General features: G+C 43.9%; 20 protein-coding genes. 9 read left to right on the top strand and 11 right to left on the bottom strand.

Going from position 1 to position 20,112, the window contains the following annotated elements; genetic code table 11:
* The first annotated feature begins 158 nt into the window (after positions 1 to 158).
* The 4 genes from MHB37_RS05190 (at position 159) to glpX (ending at position 3,750) form a co-directional block, all read left to right on the top strand.
* The gene (locus MHB37_RS05190) at positions 159 to 1,091 is read left to right on the top strand and encodes a DMT family transporter (RefSeq protein WP_076130627.1); all 933 of its coding nucleotides are present in this window, start codon (positions 159 to 161) and stop codon (positions 1,089 to 1,091) included.
* A 125-nt stretch (positions 1,092 to 1,216) separates the two neighbouring features.
* The gene (locus MHB37_RS05185) at positions 1,217 to 1,891 is read left to right on the top strand and encodes a helix-turn-helix transcriptional regulator (RefSeq protein ID WP_051490920.1); all 675 of its coding nucleotides are present in this window, start codon (positions 1,217 to 1,219) and stop codon (positions 1,889 to 1,891) included.
* Between the two features lie 12 nt (positions 1,892 to 1,903).
* Complete coding sequence (locus MHB37_RS05180; protein ID WP_076220444.1) at positions 1,904 to 2,710, top strand: pyruvate, water dikinase regulatory protein; 807 nt, start codon at positions 1,904 to 1,906, stop codon at positions 2,708 to 2,710.
* Between the two features lie 44 nt (positions 2,711 to 2,754).
* Positions 2,755 to 3,750 carry a class II fructose-bisphosphatase gene (gene glpX / locus MHB37_RS05175; RefSeq protein WP_076278048.1) on the top strand — a complete coding sequence of 332 codons (996 nt, stop codon included), beginning with the start codon at positions 2,755 to 2,757 and terminating at the stop codon, positions 3,748 to 3,750.
* Positions 3,751 to 3,839: 89 nt separating this feature from the next.
* Here the strand turns inward: glpX and MHB37_RS05170 are convergent, their stop codons facing one another.
* On the bottom strand, positions 3,840 to 4,391 hold the full coding sequence (locus tag MHB37_RS05170; RefSeq protein WP_076220788.1) for a general stress protein: 552 nt from the start codon (positions 4,389 to 4,391) through the stop codon (positions 3,840 to 3,842).
* 200 nt (positions 4,392 to 4,591) lie between these two features.
* On the opposite strand from MHB37_RS05170, the gene MHB37_RS05165 reads away from it, so the two are divergent.
* Together MHB37_RS05165 and MHB37_RS05160 are read left to right on the top strand one after the other, a co-directional pair.
* The gene (locus MHB37_RS05165; RefSeq protein WP_076220789.1) at positions 4,592 to 5,440 is read left to right on the top strand and encodes an AraC family transcriptional regulator; all 849 of its coding nucleotides are present in this window, start codon (positions 4,592 to 4,594) and stop codon (positions 5,438 to 5,440) included.
* 94 nt (positions 5,441 to 5,534) lie between these two features.
* Positions 5,535 to 6,524 carry an aldo/keto reductase gene (locus MHB37_RS05160; RefSeq protein ID WP_405169014.1) on the top strand — a complete coding sequence of 330 codons (990 nt, stop codon included), beginning with the start codon at positions 5,535 to 5,537 and terminating at the stop codon, positions 6,522 to 6,524.
* Between the two features lie 96 nt (positions 6,525 to 6,620).
* Here MHB37_RS05160 and MHB37_RS05155 read toward each other — a convergent pair whose 3' ends face one another.
* The 5 genes from MHB37_RS05155 to MHB37_RS05135 form a co-directional block, all read right to left on the bottom strand.
* Complete coding sequence (locus MHB37_RS05155; RefSeq protein WP_076309221.1) at positions 6,621 to 7,352, bottom strand: ZIP family metal transporter; 732 nt, start codon at positions 7,350 to 7,352, stop codon at positions 6,621 to 6,623.
* Between the two features lie 181 nt (positions 7,353 to 7,533).
* Positions 7,534 to 8,337, bottom strand: coding sequence for a phosphonate ABC transporter, permease protein PhnE (phnE, locus tag MHB37_RS05150; RefSeq protein WP_036676480.1), 804 nt, complete (start codon positions 8,335 to 8,337; stop codon positions 7,534 to 7,536).
* Positions 8,334 to 9,125: a phosphonate ABC transporter, permease protein PhnE gene (phnE, locus tag MHB37_RS05145; protein ID WP_340012000.1), complete on the bottom strand. Its 792-nt coding sequence runs from the start codon at positions 9,123 to 9,125 to the stop codon at positions 8,334 to 8,336. The genes phnE (MHB37_RS05150) and phnE (MHB37_RS05145) overlap by 4 nt, the downstream gene beginning before the upstream one ends.
* 1 nt (position 9,126) lies before the next feature.
* Complete coding sequence (gene phnC, locus MHB37_RS05140; protein ID WP_405169013.1) at positions 9,127 to 9,909, bottom strand: phosphonate ABC transporter ATP-binding protein; 783 nt, start codon at positions 9,907 to 9,909, stop codon at positions 9,127 to 9,129.
* Positions 9,910 to 10,038: 129 nt separating this feature from the next.
* Positions 10,039 to 11,016: a phosphate/phosphite/phosphonate ABC transporter substrate-binding protein gene (locus MHB37_RS05135; RefSeq protein WP_038568963.1), complete on the bottom strand. Its 978-nt coding sequence runs from the start codon at positions 11,014 to 11,016 to the stop codon at positions 10,039 to 10,041.
* Positions 11,017 to 11,193: 177 nt separating this feature from the next.
* Between MHB37_RS05135 and MHB37_RS05130 the strand changes: the two genes are divergently transcribed.
* Positions 11,194 to 12,768, top strand: coding sequence for a bifunctional UDP-sugar hydrolase/5'-nucleotidase (locus MHB37_RS05130; protein WP_076309560.1), 1,575 nt, complete (start codon positions 11,194 to 11,196; stop codon positions 12,766 to 12,768).
* Here the strand turns inward: MHB37_RS05130 and MHB37_RS05125 are convergent.
* The 3 genes from MHB37_RS05125 to MHB37_RS05115 all read right to left on the bottom strand — a co-directional run bounded on the left by MHB37_RS05125 (position 12,765) and on the right by MHB37_RS05115 (position 16,434).
* Positions 12,765 to 14,534: a M3 family oligoendopeptidase gene (locus tag MHB37_RS05125; RefSeq protein ID WP_405169012.1), complete on the bottom strand. Its 1,770-nt coding sequence runs from the start codon at positions 14,532 to 14,534 to the stop codon at positions 12,765 to 12,767. The genes MHB37_RS05130 and MHB37_RS05125 overlap by 4 nt on opposite strands.
* Positions 14,535 to 14,758: 224 nt before the next feature.
* Positions 14,759 to 15,970, bottom strand: coding sequence for an MFS transporter (locus tag MHB37_RS05120; RefSeq protein ID WP_038568957.1), 1,212 nt, complete (start codon positions 15,968 to 15,970; stop codon positions 14,759 to 14,761).
* Positions 15,971 to 15,981: 11 nt separating this feature from the next.
* On the bottom strand, positions 15,982 to 16,434 hold the full coding sequence (locus tag MHB37_RS05115) for a MarR family winged helix-turn-helix transcriptional regulator (protein ID WP_036676493.1): 453 nt from the start codon (positions 16,432 to 16,434) through the stop codon (positions 15,982 to 15,984).
* A 281-nt stretch (positions 16,435 to 16,715) separates the two neighbouring features.
* Here MHB37_RS05115 and MHB37_RS05110 point away from each other — a divergent pair, with 281 nt between their 5' ends.
* A complete protein-coding gene (locus MHB37_RS05110) occupies positions 16,716 to 17,255 on the top strand; it encodes an NADPH-dependent FMN reductase (protein WP_036676495.1) in 540 nt (179 codons plus the stop codon).
* 186 nt (positions 17,256 to 17,441) lie between these two features.
* Positions 17,442 to 18,350: an EamA family transporter gene (locus MHB37_RS05105; protein ID WP_405169011.1), complete on the top strand. Its 909-nt coding sequence runs from the start codon at positions 17,442 to 17,444 to the stop codon at positions 18,348 to 18,350.
* Positions 18,351 to 18,417: 67 nt separating this feature from the next.
* On the opposite strand, the gene MHB37_RS05100 is transcribed toward MHB37_RS05105, so the two are convergent.
* Positions 18,418 to 19,023 carry a flavin reductase family protein gene (locus MHB37_RS05100; RefSeq protein ID WP_076187301.1) on the bottom strand — a complete coding sequence of 202 codons (606 nt, stop codon included), beginning with the start codon at positions 19,021 to 19,023 and terminating at the stop codon, positions 18,418 to 18,420.
* A gap of 17 nt (positions 19,024 to 19,040) precedes the next feature.
* Positions 19,041 to 20,018 (bottom strand): ring-cleaving dioxygenase, encoded by a 978-nt coding sequence (locus tag MHB37_RS05095; protein WP_405169010.1) that lies wholly within the window; start codon positions 20,016 to 20,018, stop codon positions 19,041 to 19,043.
* Positions 20,019 to 20,112 lie beyond the last annotated feature (94 nt).

Raw genomic sequence — 20,112 nt, 5'->3', positions numbered from 1 at the left:
CTCCTCTCCGAACAACCTTGTAATCATATTGTACACGATTTCCGAATTAATCTGTTCTACACAAGGCAATCTGTTCTGTCCTCTCCCCTATATGATTAACAAAATGCCAGCTTATAAATTCTTATATTTTATAAAGCACACAAAAGGGGACTTTCAAAATGATCTTATTTGCTTATGCACTTGTATGTCTGATCTTCGGCACGACCTTTCTAGCTATCAAAATCGGCGTAGATGCCGGTGCGCCTCCTTTCTTTTCAGCGGGCTTAAGATTTTTTGTCGCAGGCGCTGTTCTATTCCTATGGATGGTCTGGAAACGAAAAGCCAGCTTCTCCTTGCTGTTGCGCAAAGAAATGTTGTTCACCGGGTCTGCACTAACCTTTGGCACCTTCGCGGGTCTCTACTGGGCTGAACAATATGTTTCTTCAGGGCTTGCAGCTGTACTCTCTGCCACTGGACCGATCATGATCCTGCTGCTCCAAACCTCTATTCTTCGGCAAAAAGCACCCGCCATCTCCCTATATGGCTGCATCATCGGCTTCACTGGCGTACTGCTGCTGGTTCTCCCCAATCTCGCCGTTGATATTTCACCACTGTGGCTCATCGGTTGCGCCGTAGTCCTAATTGGAGAGTGTTGCTATGCTGTAGGTGCGATTTACTCCAAAAAAGTAATTAACAGTATGCCTGAGGTCTCACCGATTGCGCTGAATGCGGCTCAAATGATGTATGGCGGTGCGCTGTTATTCATTCTTTCTTTTGCCACGGAAAAAGTACATCCTGCATTTCTCTTCTCATTCGAGACAGCAGGTTCACTGCTCTATCTCACAGTTATCGGCTCCATGGTCGGCCATACCTTGTTCTACTGGCTCGTAGCTAAGACCAACCCAGTGTTTCCTTCTACCTGGCTTTATATTTCTCCACCGATTGCCGTGGGTGTAGGCTTTTTCTTTTACAAGGAGTCCGTATCTTGGATTACAATTCTTGGAGTGTTCACCATCATTGCCGGAACGATCCTAGTGAATGCTGATGCTTTAAAGCAATTACTGCAAAAAAAGAAGATCAACACTGTTGCGTTAAAAAAATCAAATATATGACGTACTATATATTGCATTTATGACCACTATTGCGTATTATATAAACAAGTTAAATTAAATACAGCTAAATATGACTCATATATGAAAGGAGGATTCGCTTAACGGCGCTTCTTTTCTAAAGAGGAATGCCTTTTTTATCGGAAGTGGAGGGAATTGTGATCGAACTGACATCACGTCAAATAGAGATTATCGATATCGTTAACAAAAGAGCTCCGATTACCGGCGAACAGATTGCCGAAAGTTTGAACCTTACCCGGCCAACAATTCGCTCGGATCTGTCTGTTTTGGTTATGCTCAAATATATCGACGCCAAGCCGAAGGTCGGGTACTTCCCAGGATTGAAATCATCCAGTCGTCAGGGAAGCGGTTATCTGCTGCAGGAAACGATGGTCAAAGAAATTCAAAGTGTACCTATAGTTATCCGTGAGACCACAACTATTCAAGATGCCGTAGTTACGCTTTTTCTACAGGATGTAGGCACTCTTATTATCTGTGACGAAGAGGGTAAACTCACGGGCGTTGCTTCACGTAAGGATTTCCTAAAGGTAACCTTGGGCAACCCCGGTGCAGTCTCCATGCCCGTAAGCATGGTTATGACGCGCCAGCCCAAAGTGGTCACAACTTCACCGGATGAGCCGGTGCTTGAAGCTGCACATAAGATGATTTTTCACGAGGTAGACAGTTTGCCGGTGGTTGTTCCCAGCGCCGCTGAAGACGGCGGTACAAAACTGGATGTGGTAGGACGTTTAACAAAAACCTCCATCATCAAACTTCTCCTCGAACTTGAAGCCAAAGGATAACAGGAGGAACCCATGAGCATCGAGCAATCTTCCAACTTAATAACGATATGCTCGGATTCTATAGGAGATACGGCAGAGGCTGTCGTGCAGGCCGTTATTCACCAATTTCAGAATCAGCAGGTCACCATTAAAAGATACGGCAATATTAGGCATGAAGACGAGCTACGCAAGCTTATGGAAGAAGCAGCTCAGCATAAAGGTTTTGTCGCCTATACATTAGTGCAGCCAGAATTAAGAGAAATGATCCGCGAGGAAGCGGTACGTCTTGATTTACGGATCGTTGATATCATGGGCCCTATGATGCAGGCCTTCATTGATACCTTCGACGATGCTCCTCAGCAACGGCCAGGTCTTCTCCACCAGCTCGACGAGAATTATTTCCGCCGCATAGAAGCTATAGAATTCACCGTCGCCTGTGATGACGGCCGTGATCTGGGTGCCATGCTCAAAGCCGATATCGTTCTGCTGGGCATGTCCCGTACTTCAAAGACACCGCTTAGCATCTTTTTGGCCCATAGAGGAAAAAAAGTCGTTAACTATCCGATTATCCCGGAGATTGGTCCTCCGCAAGAACTATTAAGCTTGCCGCCGAACCGGCTTATCGGATTAACCATGAAACCCGAGTACATGCTGAAGGTCCGCTCTGAGCGGCTTAAGGTTCTCGGATTACCGACAGGCTCCCAATATGCAAGTCTGGAGCGGATCACCGAAGAGATGGAATACGCCGCTTCATTGTTCAACAAGCTGGGCTGTCCTGTAATTGATATTACTGACAAGGCTATAGAAGAAACCGCTGGTATTATTATGGGTTATATCTAAATTTCAGTTTACAAAATATATAGAATGCACTGGAGGGAATTAGAATGGAGCGCGAACTGGCCCTTGAGATTGTACGGGTAACTGAACTAGGTGCTTTATCCTCGGCTCGTTGGATTGGACGGGGTGATAAAAATGCGGCAGATGATGCAGCCACGACTGCGATCCGTTCCATGTTCGATTCTGTGTCCATCGACGGAACTGTTGTGATAGGTGAAGGAGAGATGGATGATGCTCCAATGCTCTATATTGGTGAGAAAGTCGGGAACCAAAAAGGTCCCTCTGTCGATGTAGCCGTCGATCCTCTCGAAGGAACTGAGGTTGTTGCCTGCGGCCTGCATAATGCGCAATCTGTTATTGCTATAGCAGATAAAGGCAGCCTGCTGCATGCCCCGGACATTTATATGGAAAAGTTAGCCTGCGGGCCTGAACTTGCCGGTAAGCTTAGACTCGAGGACCCTGTAGAGATCACTCTGCAAAAAGCCTGCCATTACACTGGCAAATCCCTCTCCGAGTTAACCGTAATGGTGCTGGATCGCAAACGGCATGAGCAGCTGATTAATAGCCTGCGTGAAGCCGGGGTACGAATTAAGCTGCTTGGTCACGGAGATGTCGCTGGCGCTATTGCGGCTGCACTGCCAGACAGCGATGTCGATTTATATATGGGTTCCGGCGGAGCACCCGAAGGTGTTCTTGCTGCCGCTGCACTGAAATGCCTTGGTGGTGAAATGCAGGGCAGATTGCTCCCGGATGGACCAGTAGAGCTACAGCGCTGTGTACGCATGGGAATTGCCAATCCAACGCGAGTGCTATACATGGAAGACATGGTTGGCACGGGCGACGTCCTCTTTGCCGCCACGGGTGTAACGTCAGGTGAGTTCCTGAACGGCGTCCGTTTCATCGGTAAAGAACGCGCGGAGACACATTCGGTAATTATGCGGGCACAGAGCGGGACGATCCGCTATATCCGCAGCATTCATTTCCTGCCAGGAAAAGAAATACCGGCTGCGCTAACCGTTAGGCAAAATGCTGTCTCTCTATAAAACCACAAAAAACAGGCTATCTCACTAGCAGTATCCTTTGCTAGTGAGATAGCCTGTTTTGTTTTTTTACACTGAATGCTAATTGCTTCTTATTTATTTCCAATACGTTCACTCGCTAATGGATCTATATTAGCAACTTTCTCAAAGCGTTCTGCGTTCAGGCTGTTATACTTTGCGAAGATTTGTTTCACTTCTTGCTCCTTCTGCTCGCCTTCCACATCCGCCATTACTAGAATATGACCTTCATCCACGTAATTATCGTAGCTCTCTGCTTCCTCTTCAGGGATGCCAAGGCCAATAAGTCCGCCGACTAACCCGCCACTGCCTGCGCCTATCGCCGCTCCGGCTAGTGTTGCCGCAAGAGGGCCGGCTGCAATAATAGGTCCAATACCAGGAATAGCCAAAGCGCCAATTCCCATCAGCAGCCCCGTTACTCCACCCAGCAGGCCACCAGTAGCTGCACCTGTAGCCATACCTTCCGGGGCCACGGTTCCTGACTCGTCTCTAAGAGTTTCCTCATCCGCTTTATTTCTCGCGATAATCGAAATATCCTCTGTCCTACAGCCCTGACGCTTCAACTCCTCAATAGCTCGCGAAGCTTCGTATTCGGCAGCAAAGACACCCACTATTCTCTTATTCATCTCCATTACCTCCTATTGATGTAGTTAGCTCATACGTTCAGCTTCATAGCTTACTTAACCAAACTGGACAGGGATAAACTACGATCTTTGAATTGTCTGCAATTACGAGTTAATATTCCTTCTAAAATATGCTGTATAATAAAAGTAAGCGGGTACAACTACCTTGATTAACTCTATAGAAGAAAGAGAAGGAATCATCCATGGCGATATTTAACTATAATTCTGAGCGTCCCTTCCGAGGCAATCCCGACCTGCATCTCCATTACTGGGGGCGGGAGCAGTGTCTTCCCGGACATTTTTTTGGACCTGGGGTCCGTGACGTATATAAAATACATTTTATCCATGCAGGAACAGGTGAAGTTACTGTGGGTGAACAGACCCATTATCTTAGGCCAGGACAAGCTTTTCTCACCTATCCGCATATCGTAACTGCCTACACAGCAGACACTGCAAATCCATGGACCTATTCTTGGGTAGCTTTTACCGGGGAGCAGGTTGATTATATTTTGGCCAAAACCGCCTTGTCACCTGAGCACCCGATCTTTCCAATGGATGAACAGCTTATGCCGAAATTATACGAGCTCCTGACACAAGCAGCTGAAGCTTCGGACAGTCTGGATCTACCTCTAAAAGCAATTATGTATGAGTTCTTTTCTCTGTTACTTCGAGCGGTGCCAGCAGTTCCAGATGTACTTCCTTTACCACGTCAAAAGAGTATTTACGTCGAGCAATGCCTGCACTTTTTGCATACACATTATTGTGAAAATATTTCGGTTGAGATGATGTCCTCTTCGCTCAAGCTGGATCGCAAATATTTATCCTCCTTGTTCAAACGGACAATAGGTATGCCACCACAGCAGTATTTATTAAATTTCCGCATCGCTAAGGCATGCGAGCTGCTGACAGAGACCTTATGCACGATTGGTGAAATCTCACGTTCTGTGGGCTATCAGGACCCCTTACTCTTTTCACGGATGTTCAAGAAGGTGAAAGGTTGTTCGCCAAAAGAATACCGTAGCCGTCATCTCGAAAATGACATTGTACTATAAACTTCTTCCTTGCTGACATACGTTTGTCCGCGATCTTTCGCTACAATAAGGACGTAACGTACTAAGTAATAAGTGTTTATAGGAGGAATAAATCATGTATAACGCAAGCGCTACCAGATATGACAATATGAAATATAATCGCACCGGAAAGAGCGGTCTACTCCTGCCAGCGATCTCGCTTGGTCTATGGCATAACTTTGGCGGCAACGACTTATTTGAGAATGGCCGCGCCATGGTAAGAAGAGCTTTTGATCTTGGAATCACTCATTTTGACCTTGCCAATAATTACGGTCCACCCGCAGGCTCCGCCGAAGAAAGTTTTGGCCAAATTCTTAAAAAGGATCTGACCCCTTATCGTGATGAGATGGTTATCTCTACTAAAGCTGGTTATTATATGTGGGCTGGTCCTTATGGTGAATGGGGCTCCAAAAAATATCTCGTCTCCAGCCTAGATCAAAGCTTAAAACGTATGGGACTGGATTATGTTGATATTTTCTATCACCACCGCCCAGATCCAAATACACCACTGGAAGAAACCATGGCTGCGCTGGACCTCGTGGTACGCCAAGGTAAAGCGCTGTATGTCGGGATTTCGAATTACGGACCTGAACAAACACGCGAAGCGGCACAAATTCTGCGTCGACTTGGCACGCCATGCCTGATTCATCAGCCAAACTATTCCATGATGTCCCGCTGGATTGAAGATGGCTTGCAGGATGTATTGTCTGAAGAAGGCATCGGCTCCATTGTGTTCTCCCCGCTACAAGGTGGCATACTGACCGATCGCTATCTAAACGGAATCGCTCCTGATTCCCGTGCCGCTGGTCCAAGTGTATTCCTGTCTGAGAATGCCATTACCGAAGAGGCGATCGGCAAGGTTCGCAAACTGAACGAGATTGCTGCTGCACGTGGACAAAAAATGTCTCAGCTAGCGTTATCTTGGGTACTCCGTGGAGGCAAAGTAACTTCTGCATTGATCGGCGCAAGTAAGGTAAGCCAGATTGAAGATGCCGTCGCTTCCTTAAATGCCCCAGAGCTTAGCACTGAAGAGCTAGAGCAAATTGAGGCAATTCTGCGGGGATAAAGCTTAGTTATAACAGCAAAGACCAATGAGGTCAGGCAGCTTAAAGCTGCTCTGGCATTTCATTGGTCTTCTTTTTTATAGATTAGAGTTAATTGCTCACCCAAATATCTGCGTGATGTACACCATGATCAATAATCCAAAAATAAAAGAATACGTCGAAGGCCGCTCATAACCATGGCCATGACTCTCCGGAATCAGCTCCTTGTAAACGATAAAGAGCATAGCCCCGGCTGCAAAAGCTAGACCATAACCCACAACATTATGCAGGTAACTGGCAGTAAAATACCCGATCACCGCAGATACCATCTCCATCAAGCCGGTAAGTGTAACGATTCCTAAGGCTTTTAGCTTGCTAGTTCGCGAATTCATCAGAAAGACCGCAAGAATCAAACCTTCCGGCATATTCTGTGCGCCAATGGCAATCGCCACGGTAGGACCTAAACTGGACTGTTCGCTGGCATAACTGAAACCTGTACTGAGGCCTTCTGGTATGTTGTGGATGAACAGCGCAATCATAACAAGCAGCGCTTTTGAATCCATATTGGTATAACCGGGCTTATTCTCCACATCGATATGTGGGATGTTATTTTCAATTAAATCAAGCAGCAGCACTCCGGTAATCAAGCCCAAGGTTAAAGCGATAATCCCCGATTCTTTGATCGATTGCGGCATGAGTCCAAACGTGGAGGCGGACACCATAATCCCCGCAGTGAAGGCTACGAGGATATCTTTCCACTTCTCGGATAACCTCTTCACGAACAGGATCGGAAATGCTCCAAGAACGGTAGCCATTGCCGATACAAAGCTGCCAATAAGCGCAGATTCCAAACCTTCAACTCCTTTGGTACAAGTCGGATAGACCAACATATGTTTCAGAAAAAATAATTATTACTTTTTCATACATTTTCGAATGGTCCAATATAGTATGGATCATATCATAAAAGACCTCCCCTAGGTTCGGTTCATACCCTAAGGAGGTCTTTGTCTTACATATCATTATGCAACTCGGTTACACCAGCTTCTTCCGGATCTTGCCGGAAATCAAATCAATAATTGTGATCATCGCAATGATACCTAGCAGTATAATCCCCACGCGGTCCCAATTCCGTGAACTGAGCGCGAAGATTAACGGTGTGCCGATCCCCCCTGCTCCAATCACACCTAGAATCGTAGCCGAACGAACGTTAATTTCGAATCTATATAAGGTATAGGATAAGAATCCCGGCAGCACCTGCGGCAACACCGCAAACCACAATACCTGCATGCGGCTGGCACCAGAAGAAATTAAAGCTTCGAGTGGACCGTTGTCGATATTCTCAATCTCATCCGCGAACAATTTGCCGAGCATGCCCACCGAATGTAGTCCCAGAGCCAGCACACCTGCAAAAGAACCCGGTCCAACAGCCTTGATAAATAACAAAGCCATAATAATCTCAGGGAAGGTTCGTATAAAGCTCAACATCAGCTTGCCGGAACCTGAAATTACCTTTCCCTTGCTCATGTTAACTGCAGCCCAAAATGCAAAAGGAATACATAAAAAGGTCGAGATAAAAGTGCCTAGGATTGAAATAGCTAACGTCTCGAGCAATCCCCGCAGGAGATCCTCCCCATCTGGTAAATAAACGAAGGCCCAGTCAGGTGAGAATATCCCGGCAAAAATTGCTTTAGTAATGATCCCGGCGGTTTCTTTGAATCCATTAAACGGCACTCCCGAAAAAGCCCAAATATATAACGCGGCTAGGGCTACATAAATCAGCCAACGAAAACGATTTTTACGGGGTTTAGGGACAAGGGTATTCCATGATTTACTCATATTAATTTCTCCCGCAGCTTAGTGCTTACATAATCAATAATCAGTACTACTGCTAATGTGAACAAGATGATGGTGCAAGTCTTATCGTATTCCAAAAAGCCTAGGGTAACTTCATAATAGTGGCCGATCCCACCCGCTCCTACCAGACCTAAAACCGCCGCAGCACGAACATTAATCTCGAAGGCATATAGGACATAAGACATAAAATGAGCCTGTACCTGTGGAATGACTCCGAACATAATGCGTTGAATCTTATTAGCCCCCACTGAAGTCATTGCTTCCAAAGGTCCTTGATCAATCGTCTCCATCGTTTCATAGGTAAGCTTAGCGATCAGCCCCAACGAAAATATCGTCAATGCAAATATCCCAGGAAGCGCACCGAGGCCGAAAATAGCCACAAAGATAGAAGCCAACAGCAGATCGGGAATCGTACGGATCAGGTTCAGCAGCATACGAACCGGATAATGAAGCCAACGGCTTTGCGTAATATTGCTTGCACACAACAGCGCAACCGGAACCGCAAGAATGGCACCAAACGTTGTGCCAACCAGCGCCATCCGGATCGTCTCCAGCATCGCATCTATAATGTTGTCAAAATACCCCCAGTTCGGGGGAAACATTTCCTTAAGCAAATCAAGCATATTCGGCAGACCGGAGATCAGCTCTCCAATGGATGAATCGGTCAAGACCGCACTTCTCCACAGTAATACTACTAATATAATGGCTGTAAAATAATGCTTTATCTTCCTTGGTGGTTTGGGATGTAGCTTCTCTGCATTCACACTCATATCACATGCCTCCGCTTACAGGCTCACCTAACAACTCATCCTGATGAATCGGTCTGCCGTAAATCTCAGCAAATTTCTCATCGGTGGCCTCGGATACAGGACCATCGAAGACAACTTCTCCTGCCCGGAGCCCAATAATCCGGGTGGCATATTCTCTAGCGAGGTCGATAAAATGTAAATTCACGATGGTCGTAATCCCAAGCTCCATATTAATCTTTTTCAAATCATCCATAACCTGCTTGGTCGTCAGTGGATCCAGTGAAGCGACAGGTTCATCTGCAAGGATAATTTGCGCCTCCTGCGCAAGAACACGAGCAATAGCCACGCGCTGCTGCTGACCTCCAGATAGTTGATCTGCACGTGTGTAGGCCTTCTCAGCAATATTGACCCGATCGAGAGACTCAAAGGCTAAATCAATATCCTTCTGTGGGAATCTGCCAAGTATCGTCCGCAGTGTGGAATGATAGCCCACCCGTCCTGCCAAAACATTACGAAGCACCGTCGTACGTTTCACTAAGTTGAAGCTTTGAAAGATCATTCCGATATTCCTACGGATCATTCGTAGCCGGCTTCCTTTTGCATTCGTGATGGACTGCCCGTTAATAAGAATATTACCTTCGGAAATATCATGAAGCCGGTTAATGGAACGCAGCAAGGTCGACTTCCCTGCTCCCGAAAGACCAACAATAGCTACAAATTCTCCGGCTGGAATGGTCAGGTTAATGTTGTTTAATCCTTTGGTTCCGTTTAGATACGTTTTGGATACATTACGAAGCTCTATCATGAAATCATCCCTTTATGTGTTTTCGTATATTCGTATAAAAGAGATAGCCAGATCCGGGGGGGAATCCGGAGCTGGCTATCCTTAATGCCTGTTATACACCAACATCGTTGTATCCTTGAACGGCCTGTTCTACTCTGTTTTTACTTTACTGTTGTATTCGCGAACAATGTCAAAGTTGCTGTCTTGTGATTTCACATAACCTTCATGAGAGTAAATGTCTTTGATAATCTCATGGCCTTCTGTGTCAGCTGCGATATCAATGAATGCCTGCTGGATTTTTTCTATCCATTCTTTATTCATATCTGAACGGACCGAAATCGTATCGTTAGGAATTTTATCAGTAAAGGCGAGAACTTGAGTATCTTCAAATACTTTTGGATAATCCTTAACGACCGTGTTCCGGGCATCTTGGAAAATAGCTGCTGCATCTACGTCACCATTCAGCACAGCAAGCACGCCTTGATCATGACCTTTAACCGTAATGGCTTGTACATCCTTCAACGGATCAAGTCCTGCATCCATTAGTGTTGCAGCCGGCCATACAAAACCTGCTGAGGATGTAACGTTTTGATAGGCAATTTTTTTACCTTTCAAATCGGCAACCGATTTGATCGCAGAATCCTTCTTGACGATAATCATAGATTTATAGAAATCCGCTAATTCATCTGTTGGACCACCGGTTTCATCATTTACACCAAAACGTTGAGCCTGAAGAATAACCTCAGCTGCTCCTTTTTCTTTAGCTAACACGTAAGCAGTTGGAGGAAGGAAACCTACATCCACTTTTTTAGAGGCCATAGCTTCGATAACGGTGTTGTAATCAGTAGAGACACTTACTTCTACAGGAATACCGAGCTTGTCACCCAGTAATTTTTCAAGAGGTTTCGCTTTAGCTTCGAGCGTATCTGCATTTTGAGAAGGAACAAATTGTACAGTAAGCTTCTCTGGAACATAACCCTCTGCTACAGGAGCTGCCGTTTCCTTCGGTGCATTTGCCCCGTCCGTCGATCCTTGGTTTGCATTATTTGTAGTGTTGTTAGCGCCACAACCACTAAGCAATGTAATAGACATCATTAGCGGCAATACGAATTTACTGATTTTTCTCAAACGAAAGACCTCCACTGTTTTCTATTTTTATTTTTGAGTACTTCTAAACTATAGATGTGTTTTATTAAATCAATAGCAACCAAGCATCAAATATATGTAAAATTTATTCCAATCTCTTAAAGTTACCAAATTATCTGCTAGAATGAGGTCTGAACTTATTATCAGGAGGGGCTACCTATGAATAAAGAGAATTCAATAACCTGTGAAATCCTCGTAACAAGTGATCTACATGGACATTTTGGGCCCGTCGATTACCGCACGGGGGAGAAACGACCAGCAGGCTTAGCAACAATTGCTACCCTCATTAAACAAGAAAGATCCCATACTCCTGAGCTGATCCTTATAGATAACGGTGATCTTATTCAAGGCACACCGTTAACTTATTATGCAGCTACACATTATAGTAATGAGCTGAATCCGGGCATAGCTGCACTAAATGAATTGAAATATGACGCTGCAATTATTGGCAACCATGAATTCAATTTTGGCAAAACTCTGCTGAATAAAGCCGTTCAGGATTCCTGCTTTCCTTGGTTATCAGCTGGAATTATAGATAACACGACAAATCAACCCGCCTTTGGTAAACCCTATATCATCAAATGGGTAGATAAAATCAAAGTAGCCGTTCTAGGGGTTACGACGCATTACATCCCCCACTGGGAGAACCCTAGCCATATTGAAGGGCTTCAATTTGAGGATTCGCTAGAGACTGTAAAGCATTGGTGTGCCATTATACGGGCAGAAGAGCAGCCTGATCTGCTCGTTGTAGCTTACCACGGCGGATTCGAACGCGATCTAAGCAGTGGAGAACCTGTAGAAAGACTAACGGGGGAGAATCAAGCCTACGCCATGTGTACAGAGGTAGAGGGCATAGATGTGCTAATTACCGGACATCAGCACCGCTCCATAGCTGGAGAGTTGAACGGTGTTACAATCATACAACCTGGTTGTAATGGACTTTCCCTCGGTAAAATTTCGGTTATTTTCCAAAAAGAAAATACACACTGGAAGATTCAGCGTAAACATGCCGAGCTCCTTAACGTTAATGAGACAACAGCTGCAGATGAAATAATCCTAGAGCTGAGCAGTACTCTTGAATCAGAAACACAAACTTGGCTGGATGAGAGAATAGGAACGGTTATCGGGGACCTGTCTATTTCCAGTGCTGATGAATGCCGCTTAGCTGACCACCCTTTTATAGAATTTATGAATAAGGTACAAATGGAGGCTACTGGCATAGATATTTCTACAGCAGCCTTACTCAGTAACGATTGCAAGGGTTTCAGCGAAACCATCACACGCAGAGACATTTTATCGAACTTCATTTATCCCAACACCTTAACCGTCCTAAGACTGACAGGACAAGATATTAGAGAGGCCTTAGAACAAACCGCTAACTATTTCCAACAAGACGAAAACGGAATAATCGTTAACCCCGCCTACATCGAGCCTAAACCGCAGCATTACAATTATGATATGTGGGAAGGAATACAATACGAGCTTGATACCGCTAGACCTGTAGGCGAAAGAGTCCTCCATCTGCTGTACCAAGGTCAGCCTATAGAGGACTCTAAAGAATATGAGGTTGTTATGAACAATTATAGAGCCAGCGGTGGCGGAGATTATGAGATGTATAAGGGTAAACCGATTGTTCAAGAAATTATGATCGACATATCTGAAATTGTCACGGACTACATTGAAAAGCATGGCCAAATTGAAGCTACCTGTGACCATAATTGGAGAGTTGTTTAGGCTTTAGCGATGAACACCCCAATGTCGCTCTCTATCAGCTTCAATGCACTTCTCCAGAAGTCGACGGAGTGAACATCTAGATCCATTGTTTTTGCTACATCAACAATATTATGTTTGCTGGTATCCCTAAGGAACTGGCGATACTTAGGGGCGAACTCTTCGCCCCTCTTTAAATATTCCGCGTACAGCCCTTTAGAGAATAACAAACCAAAGGAATACGGAAAATTCAAAAATTCATTACTAGCCATAAAATATCCAGCTTTGTTCATCCACATGTACGGATGGATTGTACCCGGGTCAATGCCCTCACCATAGGCTTCCACCATACAGGCAATCATCAATTCATTTAGCTCTTGAACAGACAGCGGGCCTAATGCTCTTCTCTCATATAATTTGATCTCAAATAAATAACGGGCATAAAAGTCTACAAGATAATAACCGGCATCAGAAATACTTCTCTCCAGAATAAGCAGAGCTTCCTTCTCCGTTGAATTTGTAATTATGGCATGGTTCACTATCGTCTCACAAAAAATCGAAGCCGTTTCAGCAATCGGAATCGGGTAATCCGTATTCAGCATCGTTTCATTAGCCAGACAGGAGCTATGATAGGCATGGCCGAGCTCATGGGCAAGGATACTAATATCTATGGCATTTCCGGTGAACTGGGTCATAATTCTGCTCTCGCCAATCGGAAAAATATCAATGCAAAGTCCATACCCCCCTTTGCCTGATCTAGGTTCTGCATCAATCCATTGCTGATCAAAAGCCTTCTGAGCAAAACAAGACAGTTCCTCACTAAAGGTTGCGAAGCTCGAGATGATTGTATCTTTGGCGTTAGCGTATGTAATTTTCCCGTTTTCTACACCGACTGGTGCAAAAATATCGTAAAAAGGCAGCTTTGCCGGATGTCCCAGCAGCTCGGCTTTCTTTTTATAATAGGTATGAAAGGCTGGCAGGCTCTCCCGAAGAGCAGTGAGCATAGCGGCTAAAGTCTCACTGTCCATTCTCGAAGCGATTAACACTTTTTCCAGAGAAGATTGATAACCCCGCATGCCATAAATCGTCACCGCCTCACCACTAATGCCATTTAAGCTGGCTGCGCAGACCTCAGCAATAAGACTACAGGCTTCTGCCTCCGCTTCATAAGCAGCTTTTCTTAAGCTGGCATTATTCTCATAAGCCATACTTCTTAGCTCCGCAAGTGTCACTTGTCTAGTTTCCCCATCTACCACTAAATCTGCAAGTGCACTTGAAGTCCTCTCCATATACAGTCTGCTCCATGCTTTGGATCCGGTACTCTGCATTTTGGCTATGGCCATTTCAAGTTCTTCGCTTAACTCATAGCGGGATTGTAACAGGAGTTCTCGCAAATAAAATTGATGCTCCATTAGATAAGGTGAGCTAACGATAAGCTCATCCATATGATCACAAGTGCTAAACCAGCGCTTAAAAGCCACAACTACCCCGATGATTTCTGAATTGGCCTCCTCAATATCATCAGCAAGATTCATGGCTTCCTCGGAGCCACGATCTGCGCTGAGTGTTAACTCTGCATAAGCTAACAAGCATACATATATGCTTTTATAATCATTATAAATTCTTAAAAAGCCCTCCACAGGCATGGCTGTAACGTCTTTTACTTTCAAATGGTGCTCAGCCCACCGCTTTAAATCTTGTATATGCTGGTCCAGTAGCTTGCGATCCCTTTTTAACTGCTCCGATTCAAAGGAAGGATATAAACTATCTAAGTTCCATGTCATATTCATTCGCAAATCTCTCCCCCTTCGATTCCTATTCTTCTAAGCATAATCCATCCTGCCAGAAAAGTGCATCGACATAATGTACTTCTTCTCTTCATACACAAAAAAAGGACCCTGCCAACGTCCGGCAGGGTCAAAGTCTATATTATAAGGGGGTTATGTGATTACTATAACCCTCTTAGCTTAAAATAATATGAATAGCAGATAAAGATTGGCTTAATCTCCGAGCCCTATTGACTTAAGGTTGATGGATTCACTCTAGCCTTGTTAATCTGAATTCCCACATACACGATAAGGAACAACACCATAAACCCAGCCGAATAACGATACATTATCCCATAATCAGTTGCTGCCGAGATTGCCCCCAGAATAATGGCTCCGCTGGCTACACCCAAATCCGTTGAGTTATAGAACATACTGTTGGCCATACCATATTGTGCTGGAGTTGAGGTGCGAAGCATCCAAGCCTGGATCGTTGGCTGAATAGCGCCGAAGCCAAGTCCATACAGCAGTGCAGAAACGATGAGCATTGGCATAGAGGTCGTATAAGAAAGCACAGTTAAGCTTGCAACGACGCAAACCGCCGCCGGGATTAGGACAGAAGCAGGTCCTCTTTTATCAAATAATCTGCCGGAGATAGGTCTTATAATGATGATCGTAACCGCATTAAATAAAAAGAACAAACCCACTTGCTCCAGATGAACTGATTCGCCGAATAAAGCGATAAAGCTTAGCAATCCCCCGTAGGTAATTGCCAACATGACATTTAGAATGGCAGGCAATACTAACTTTGTATTAAACGGAACCTTGAGAGGTTTGGTGGATTCGCTTTGAGTTGGGGTAGGCTGTTTTTTCGGTTGAGCTGGAAGTGAACGAGAAAATAAAAGTACTGGAAAGGCAAGAAGTAAGGTTACCATACCGATCATAGCCAGTGTTCCAAAACCCGATTGTTTCATCACATTCAAGCCAATCATTGGACCAATCGACATCGCCAGACTGGTAGATAAACCGAAATAACCTATCCCTTCACCCATTCTTTTGCTCGGAATAATCTGTGAAACAATCGTGGGAATAATCGTGCTGGCAATCCCGAATCCAATCCCATAGCCCACACGCATCAGCAGCAGCGAGCCAATGGAATCTGCTACAACATAAAGGCCGGTAATAGCGGCGGCAATTGCTAAACCAATATATAATAATACATTGCGGCTAACCTTCCGCATCAGAAAAGCGGTCATAAAACGTGAAGCAATCGCAGTTAATGCAAAGACGCTGGTAACGAGGCTGACCATAATATCTCCGGCCTGAAATTCGCTTTTTACGTAAGACGGAAATGAAGATAACAACATCTGTAAATTCATAAATAAAAATAAAGCACTAATCGTTAAAGCAATAAAAGATTTGGTCCATAATTTCGTACGTAGTTCTTGTTGTTCTAACATAACTTGCCTTCCTACTCTCCATCTGTTATTTGATCTACATGATTGTTTATTCTTAGCAGCAATTCCATGAGCAACTCATATTCCTTACTAGAAATACAGTTCATAATCTCTTCTGTCACCTTATCTTCAATAGGAACGGTTTCCTTCACCAGAGACCTTCCTTTTTCCGTAATATAGACTTTAAAAGAACGCCGATCGTTCTCACCGGTTCTTTTGTAAATCAGTCCCTTTCCTTCCAAATGATCCAGAATTCGCGTTGTAGTTGGCTTATCCTTACCAGAGCGCTTAGCAATGTCCTTCTGAATCAAACCTTCCGTTCTGTCAATATGAAAAAGGACTGACCATTGCTCCGGTGTTATATCATGTTCTTTCAGCCCACTTTGAAATAACATGCTTAATTTACGATAAGTCGTGCCCATCATAAATCCTAACGTAAGCTCGGATTGGTTATGCTTTGTCGTCATGATCGTATCCCTTCTCAATTAACACTGTTTTAATAGTTGCTTAAACAATTATATTCCTAACAACTAATTTTGTAAAGGTGAAGCAAAGCTATAAACTAACTATTATAAAGTTGCTTGACAAAGCACACTGTGTGCGGTATTATTATCTCATCTTAAAGATACTTAACTTAAAGACAACCAGAGTTTACTACTCTTGAGATAAATAATTTTTAAAGGTTGTGTACTTCATGGGATTTCTAGACAAACTATTTGGTAGAACAAAATTTGAGGAGGAACAAACAATGTCAAAATTAAACATCGGTATTATTCTTGGAAGTACTCGTCAAGGTCGTTTAAGCCCGCAAGTAGGAGAATGGGTTAAAAAGATTGCGGATGCACGCGGGGATGCTAATTATGAGATCATAGATATTGCAGATTTCAAGCTTCCACTATTGGGTGAGGCTGATGCAACTGAACAAGCAACAGCATGGAACACTAAACTTGCTACACTAGACGGTTTCGTATTTATCGTACAAGAATATAACCACAGTATTTCTGCATCACTGAAAAATGCGCTCGATTATGCCCGTGAAGCTTGGAATAATAAAGCAGCAGGTATCGTAAGTTATGGTTCCGTAGGGGGCGCTCGTGCAGCTGAACATCTACGCGGAATCTTGGGAGAACTATCTGTAGCAGACGTTCGTGTACACCCTGCATTGTCACTGTTCACTGATTTCGAGAACGGAACTGTGTTTAAACCAGCGGATCTGCATCTTACCAATCTTAATGGGATGCTGGATCAAGTCTTGGCTTGGAGTGGCGCATTGAAAACTCTACGTTAAGATAGCGCCTTACCCCTCTGTTATGTTATGAAGTACACCCTTTAGAATAGACATTTGATAAACCTTTGGTTTGTCCGGTCGATTCTAGAGGGTGTATTTTTTATGTGTGATGAAATGAGCACCCTGTGTAGAATCTAATCTGGTATAATCGGCGGGGATTTTAATCTACAGCAAGGAGCAATGATCATGTGGTTTATGTTTGCATTATTAACAGCCTTCGCTTGGGGAGGGGCTGACTTATTTTATAAAAAGGGGACCGATAGTCAGGATCGGTATAGCCATATTAAGATTGTCATTATCGTGGGGATAGTCATGGGTATTCACGCAACAGCTTATATGCTCATTCAAGGATTAACCTTTGATCCTATGGACTTAATCCGATATTTCCCTGTGTCTGCACTCTATATCCTGTCGATGGCAGTTGGTTATATTGGACTCAGATATATTGAGTTATCCATTGCCTCCCCCGTACAAAATTCATCTGGCGCTGTAACGACGATATTATTATTTATCTTTTTCACCCATGAGCTAGGGGCGCTTGAAATCGTTGGTGTTGCCGTTATCACCTTGGGCATTATCGGGATCGCCATCTTGGAAAAGAAAGCAGAACACCAAGCGCTTCAAAACAGCACCACACAGATTGATAAAAAATATCAGATTGGCGTGATCGCCATCATTTTTCCAATCCTATACTGCCTAATCGATGGACTTGGCACCTTTGCCGATGCTATTTATTTGGATGAACTCAGCCTGATTAGCGAAAAAGCAGCTCTGCTCGCGTATGAATACACCTTCTTTATATGTGCCATCTTGTCTTTTACATACCTGAAATTTTTTAAAAAGGTAAAGTTCAACCTATTTAAAGAACGGGATAAGGGCTTCGCAGCCATTCTGGAAACGACCGGACAATTCTTCTACGTATTTGCTATGTCCAGCAACGCGATTATCGCGGCACCACTTATTGCTTCATACAGCATTTTTTCCGTAATATTATCGCGAATCTTCCTCAAAGAAAAACTAAGCAAGGCACAATATGCCATTATTATCGTTGTGATTCTAGGGATTGCTTTGTTGGGGGTTGCGGACGAGCTGTAGCTTCGGTACACAAAAAGACCTGCTAAGTAGGCTTCATTGCTTACTAGCAGGTCTATTCTATAGTTGCTTATTCCGGCCTATCTATTGTAAAAATCTCTCCAAGGGTTGCGTAATTATTTCCCGCCAAACGGCTCACAGCGTTTAGAACTCTCGGGTCAATATGCCCTTCCTGATAGATCGATTCATCGATATGGAATTGAACAATTTCGCCAATAAACAAGTCACTCCCAGGTTCTTCGCCACCTAGAGGAATTGCTTGAACAAGCTTGCACTCCATCCGCACCTTCGCCTCCAAAACGCCAGGCACAGCAACACTTGTACTTTGAATCGGTGTAAGATTCGCCAGTTCAATTTCACTTTCAGAAGCAGGTAATGTGGCTGCAGTCTGATTGATCTTCGCAACATTCTCCTCATCTACAATATGCACAACAAACTGTTGATTATCGTAAATATTACGGGCTGTATCTTTTAAACGCCCTGCTGGTCTTTGAATTGCCAATGAAACCATTGGAGGATTAGACGAAACGATATTAAAATAGCTAAAAGGTGCACCATTTAAGAGACCCTCTTCTGATTGTGTTGTGACAAAGGCTATTGGCCTAGGAATAATAGTGCCAATTAATAATTTGTAATTTTCCCGCTCACTGTTGTGCTTTGGATCCATTGAAATCAATTTCCTCAGCCCCTTCTTCACTCTTTCACAAAGTCGATCGTACTTCTAACGGTATCAATAGGACGGACTAACTTCTCAATTTGCTCACGTTTAGGTTCCAAGAAAGGTGGCAAAGAAAGCTTCTCGCCAACGGTCTCATATTCCTCATCTCCCATAAATCCTGGCCCGTCAGTGGCAAGCTCAAACAATATTTGTGGTGCTACACGTGTATACAACGACTCGAAGAAGTGACGATCTACATATCCTGAAGTTTGGAATCCAAAGCCTTCAAAACGCTCTGTCCACTCGTCCAGCATCGCACGATCCTCTACACGGAAAGCAGCATGGTGAACAGTCCCAAAACCTTGGCGTGAATTCGGTAAGAACTCATTATGCGCTACAATAATTTGTGCACCGTTTCCGCCTTCGCCAACTTCAAATAAATGATACGTCTCTTCCTGAGCAATTTCTTTAAACAACATTACTTTCTCCAATACTTCTTTGAAATAGTTGAAGTCAGCAATTCGTACAAAGATCGGTCCCAAGCCAGTTATTGCATACTCCAAAGGGATAGGCCCTTTTTGCCACGGTGTACCTGATACGACACCTTTATTCAATTCATCTGAAATAAGTTGATACTGTTGATCATCGAAATCTACGAAAGATAATGTCTTTTTGCCGAATTGCTCTTTAATGCCGGTATGCTTCACTGCAAGCCGATCAAAACGCTTAACCCAGTAGTCTAATGCTGCATCTGTTGGTACCCGGAAGGATGTTTTCGCAATCTCGTTAGTTCCATGAACCCCTTTAGGGATGTTAGGAAAATCAAAGAAGGTCATATCTGTTCCGGCGCTGCCCTTATCATCTGCAAAAAACAAATGATACGTCTGAATATCATCTTGATTAACTGTTTTCTTCACTAGACGCATACCTAACACGTAAGTAAAAAACTCGTAATTTTTCTCTGCACTGCTTGTGATGGCTGTAACGTGGTGAATCCCTTTTAAGTTTCTCATTGTTATACACTCCTAATGTTTAGTTGATTTTGACTCGTAATATAATTCCCAAGAACAAAAAGGTTTAGTTTAATTATCTTAATGTTAAGATATT

This window comes from Paenibacillus sp. FSL H3-0286, from assembly GCF_045040705.1.
GTDB classification, from domain to species: Bacteria; Bacillota; Bacilli; order Paenibacillales; family Paenibacillaceae; genus Paenibacillus_AQ; species Paenibacillus_AQ odorifer.
This window is presented reverse-complemented; position numbering and strand designations above follow the sequence as displayed.

Excerpts from the sequence above, each read along its gene's own strand:
- phnC (WP_405169013.1), bottom strand. The coding sequence starts at position 9,909 with ATGATAGAGCTTCGTAATGTATCCAAAACGTATCTAAACGGAACCAAA.
- MHB37_RS05180 (WP_076220444.1), top strand. The coding sequence starts at position 1,904 with ATGAGCATCGAGCAATCTTCCAACTTAATAACGATATGCTCGGATTCT.
- glpX (WP_076278048.1), top strand. The coding sequence starts at position 2,755 with ATGGAGCGCGAACTGGCCCTTGAGATTGTACGGGTAACTGAACTAGGT.
- MHB37_RS05115 (WP_036676493.1), bottom strand. The coding sequence starts at position 16,434 with ATGACGACAAAGCATAACCAATCCGAGCTTACGTTAGGATTTATGATG.
- MHB37_RS05190 (WP_076130627.1), top strand. The coding sequence starts at position 159 with ATGATCTTATTTGCTTATGCACTTGTATGTCTGATCTTCGGCACGACC.
- MHB37_RS05105 (WP_405169011.1), top strand. The coding sequence starts at position 17,442 with ATGTGGTTTATGTTTGCATTATTAACAGCCTTCGCTTGGGGAGGGGCT.
- phnE (WP_340012000.1), bottom strand. The coding sequence starts at position 9,125 with ATGAGTGTGAATGCAGAGAAGCTACATCCCAAACCACCAAGGAAGATA.
- MHB37_RS05165 (WP_076220789.1), top strand. The coding sequence starts at position 4,592 with ATGGCGATATTTAACTATAATTCTGAGCGTCCCTTCCGAGGCAATCCC.
- phnE (WP_036676480.1), bottom strand. The coding sequence starts at position 8,337 with ATGAGTAAATCATGGAATACCCTTGTCCCTAAACCCCGTAAAAATCGT.
- MHB37_RS05110 (WP_036676495.1), top strand. The coding sequence starts at position 16,716 with ATGTCAAAATTAAACATCGGTATTATTCTTGGAAGTACTCGTCAAGGT.
- MHB37_RS05185 (WP_051490920.1), top strand. The coding sequence starts at position 1,217 with ATGCCTTTTTTATCGGAAGTGGAGGGAATTGTGATCGAACTGACATCA.
- MHB37_RS05160 (WP_405169014.1), top strand. The coding sequence starts at position 5,535 with ATGTATAACGCAAGCGCTACCAGATATGACAATATGAAATATAATCGC.
- MHB37_RS05095 (WP_405169010.1), bottom strand. The coding sequence starts at position 20,018 with ATGAGAAACTTAAAAGGGATTCACCACGTTACAGCCATCACAAGCAGT.
- MHB37_RS05120 (WP_038568957.1), bottom strand. The coding sequence starts at position 15,970 with ATGTTAGAACAACAAGAACTACGTACGAAATTATGGACCAAATCTTTT.
- MHB37_RS05125 (WP_405169012.1), bottom strand. The coding sequence starts at position 14,534 with ATGAATATGACATGGAACTTAGATAGTTTATATCCTTCCTTTGAATCG.
- MHB37_RS05130 (WP_076309560.1), top strand. The coding sequence starts at position 11,194 with ATGAATAAAGAGAATTCAATAACCTGTGAAATCCTCGTAACAAGTGAT.
- MHB37_RS05170 (WP_076220788.1), bottom strand. The coding sequence starts at position 4,391 with ATGAATAAGAGAATAGTGGGTGTCTTTGCTGCCGAATACGAAGCTTCG.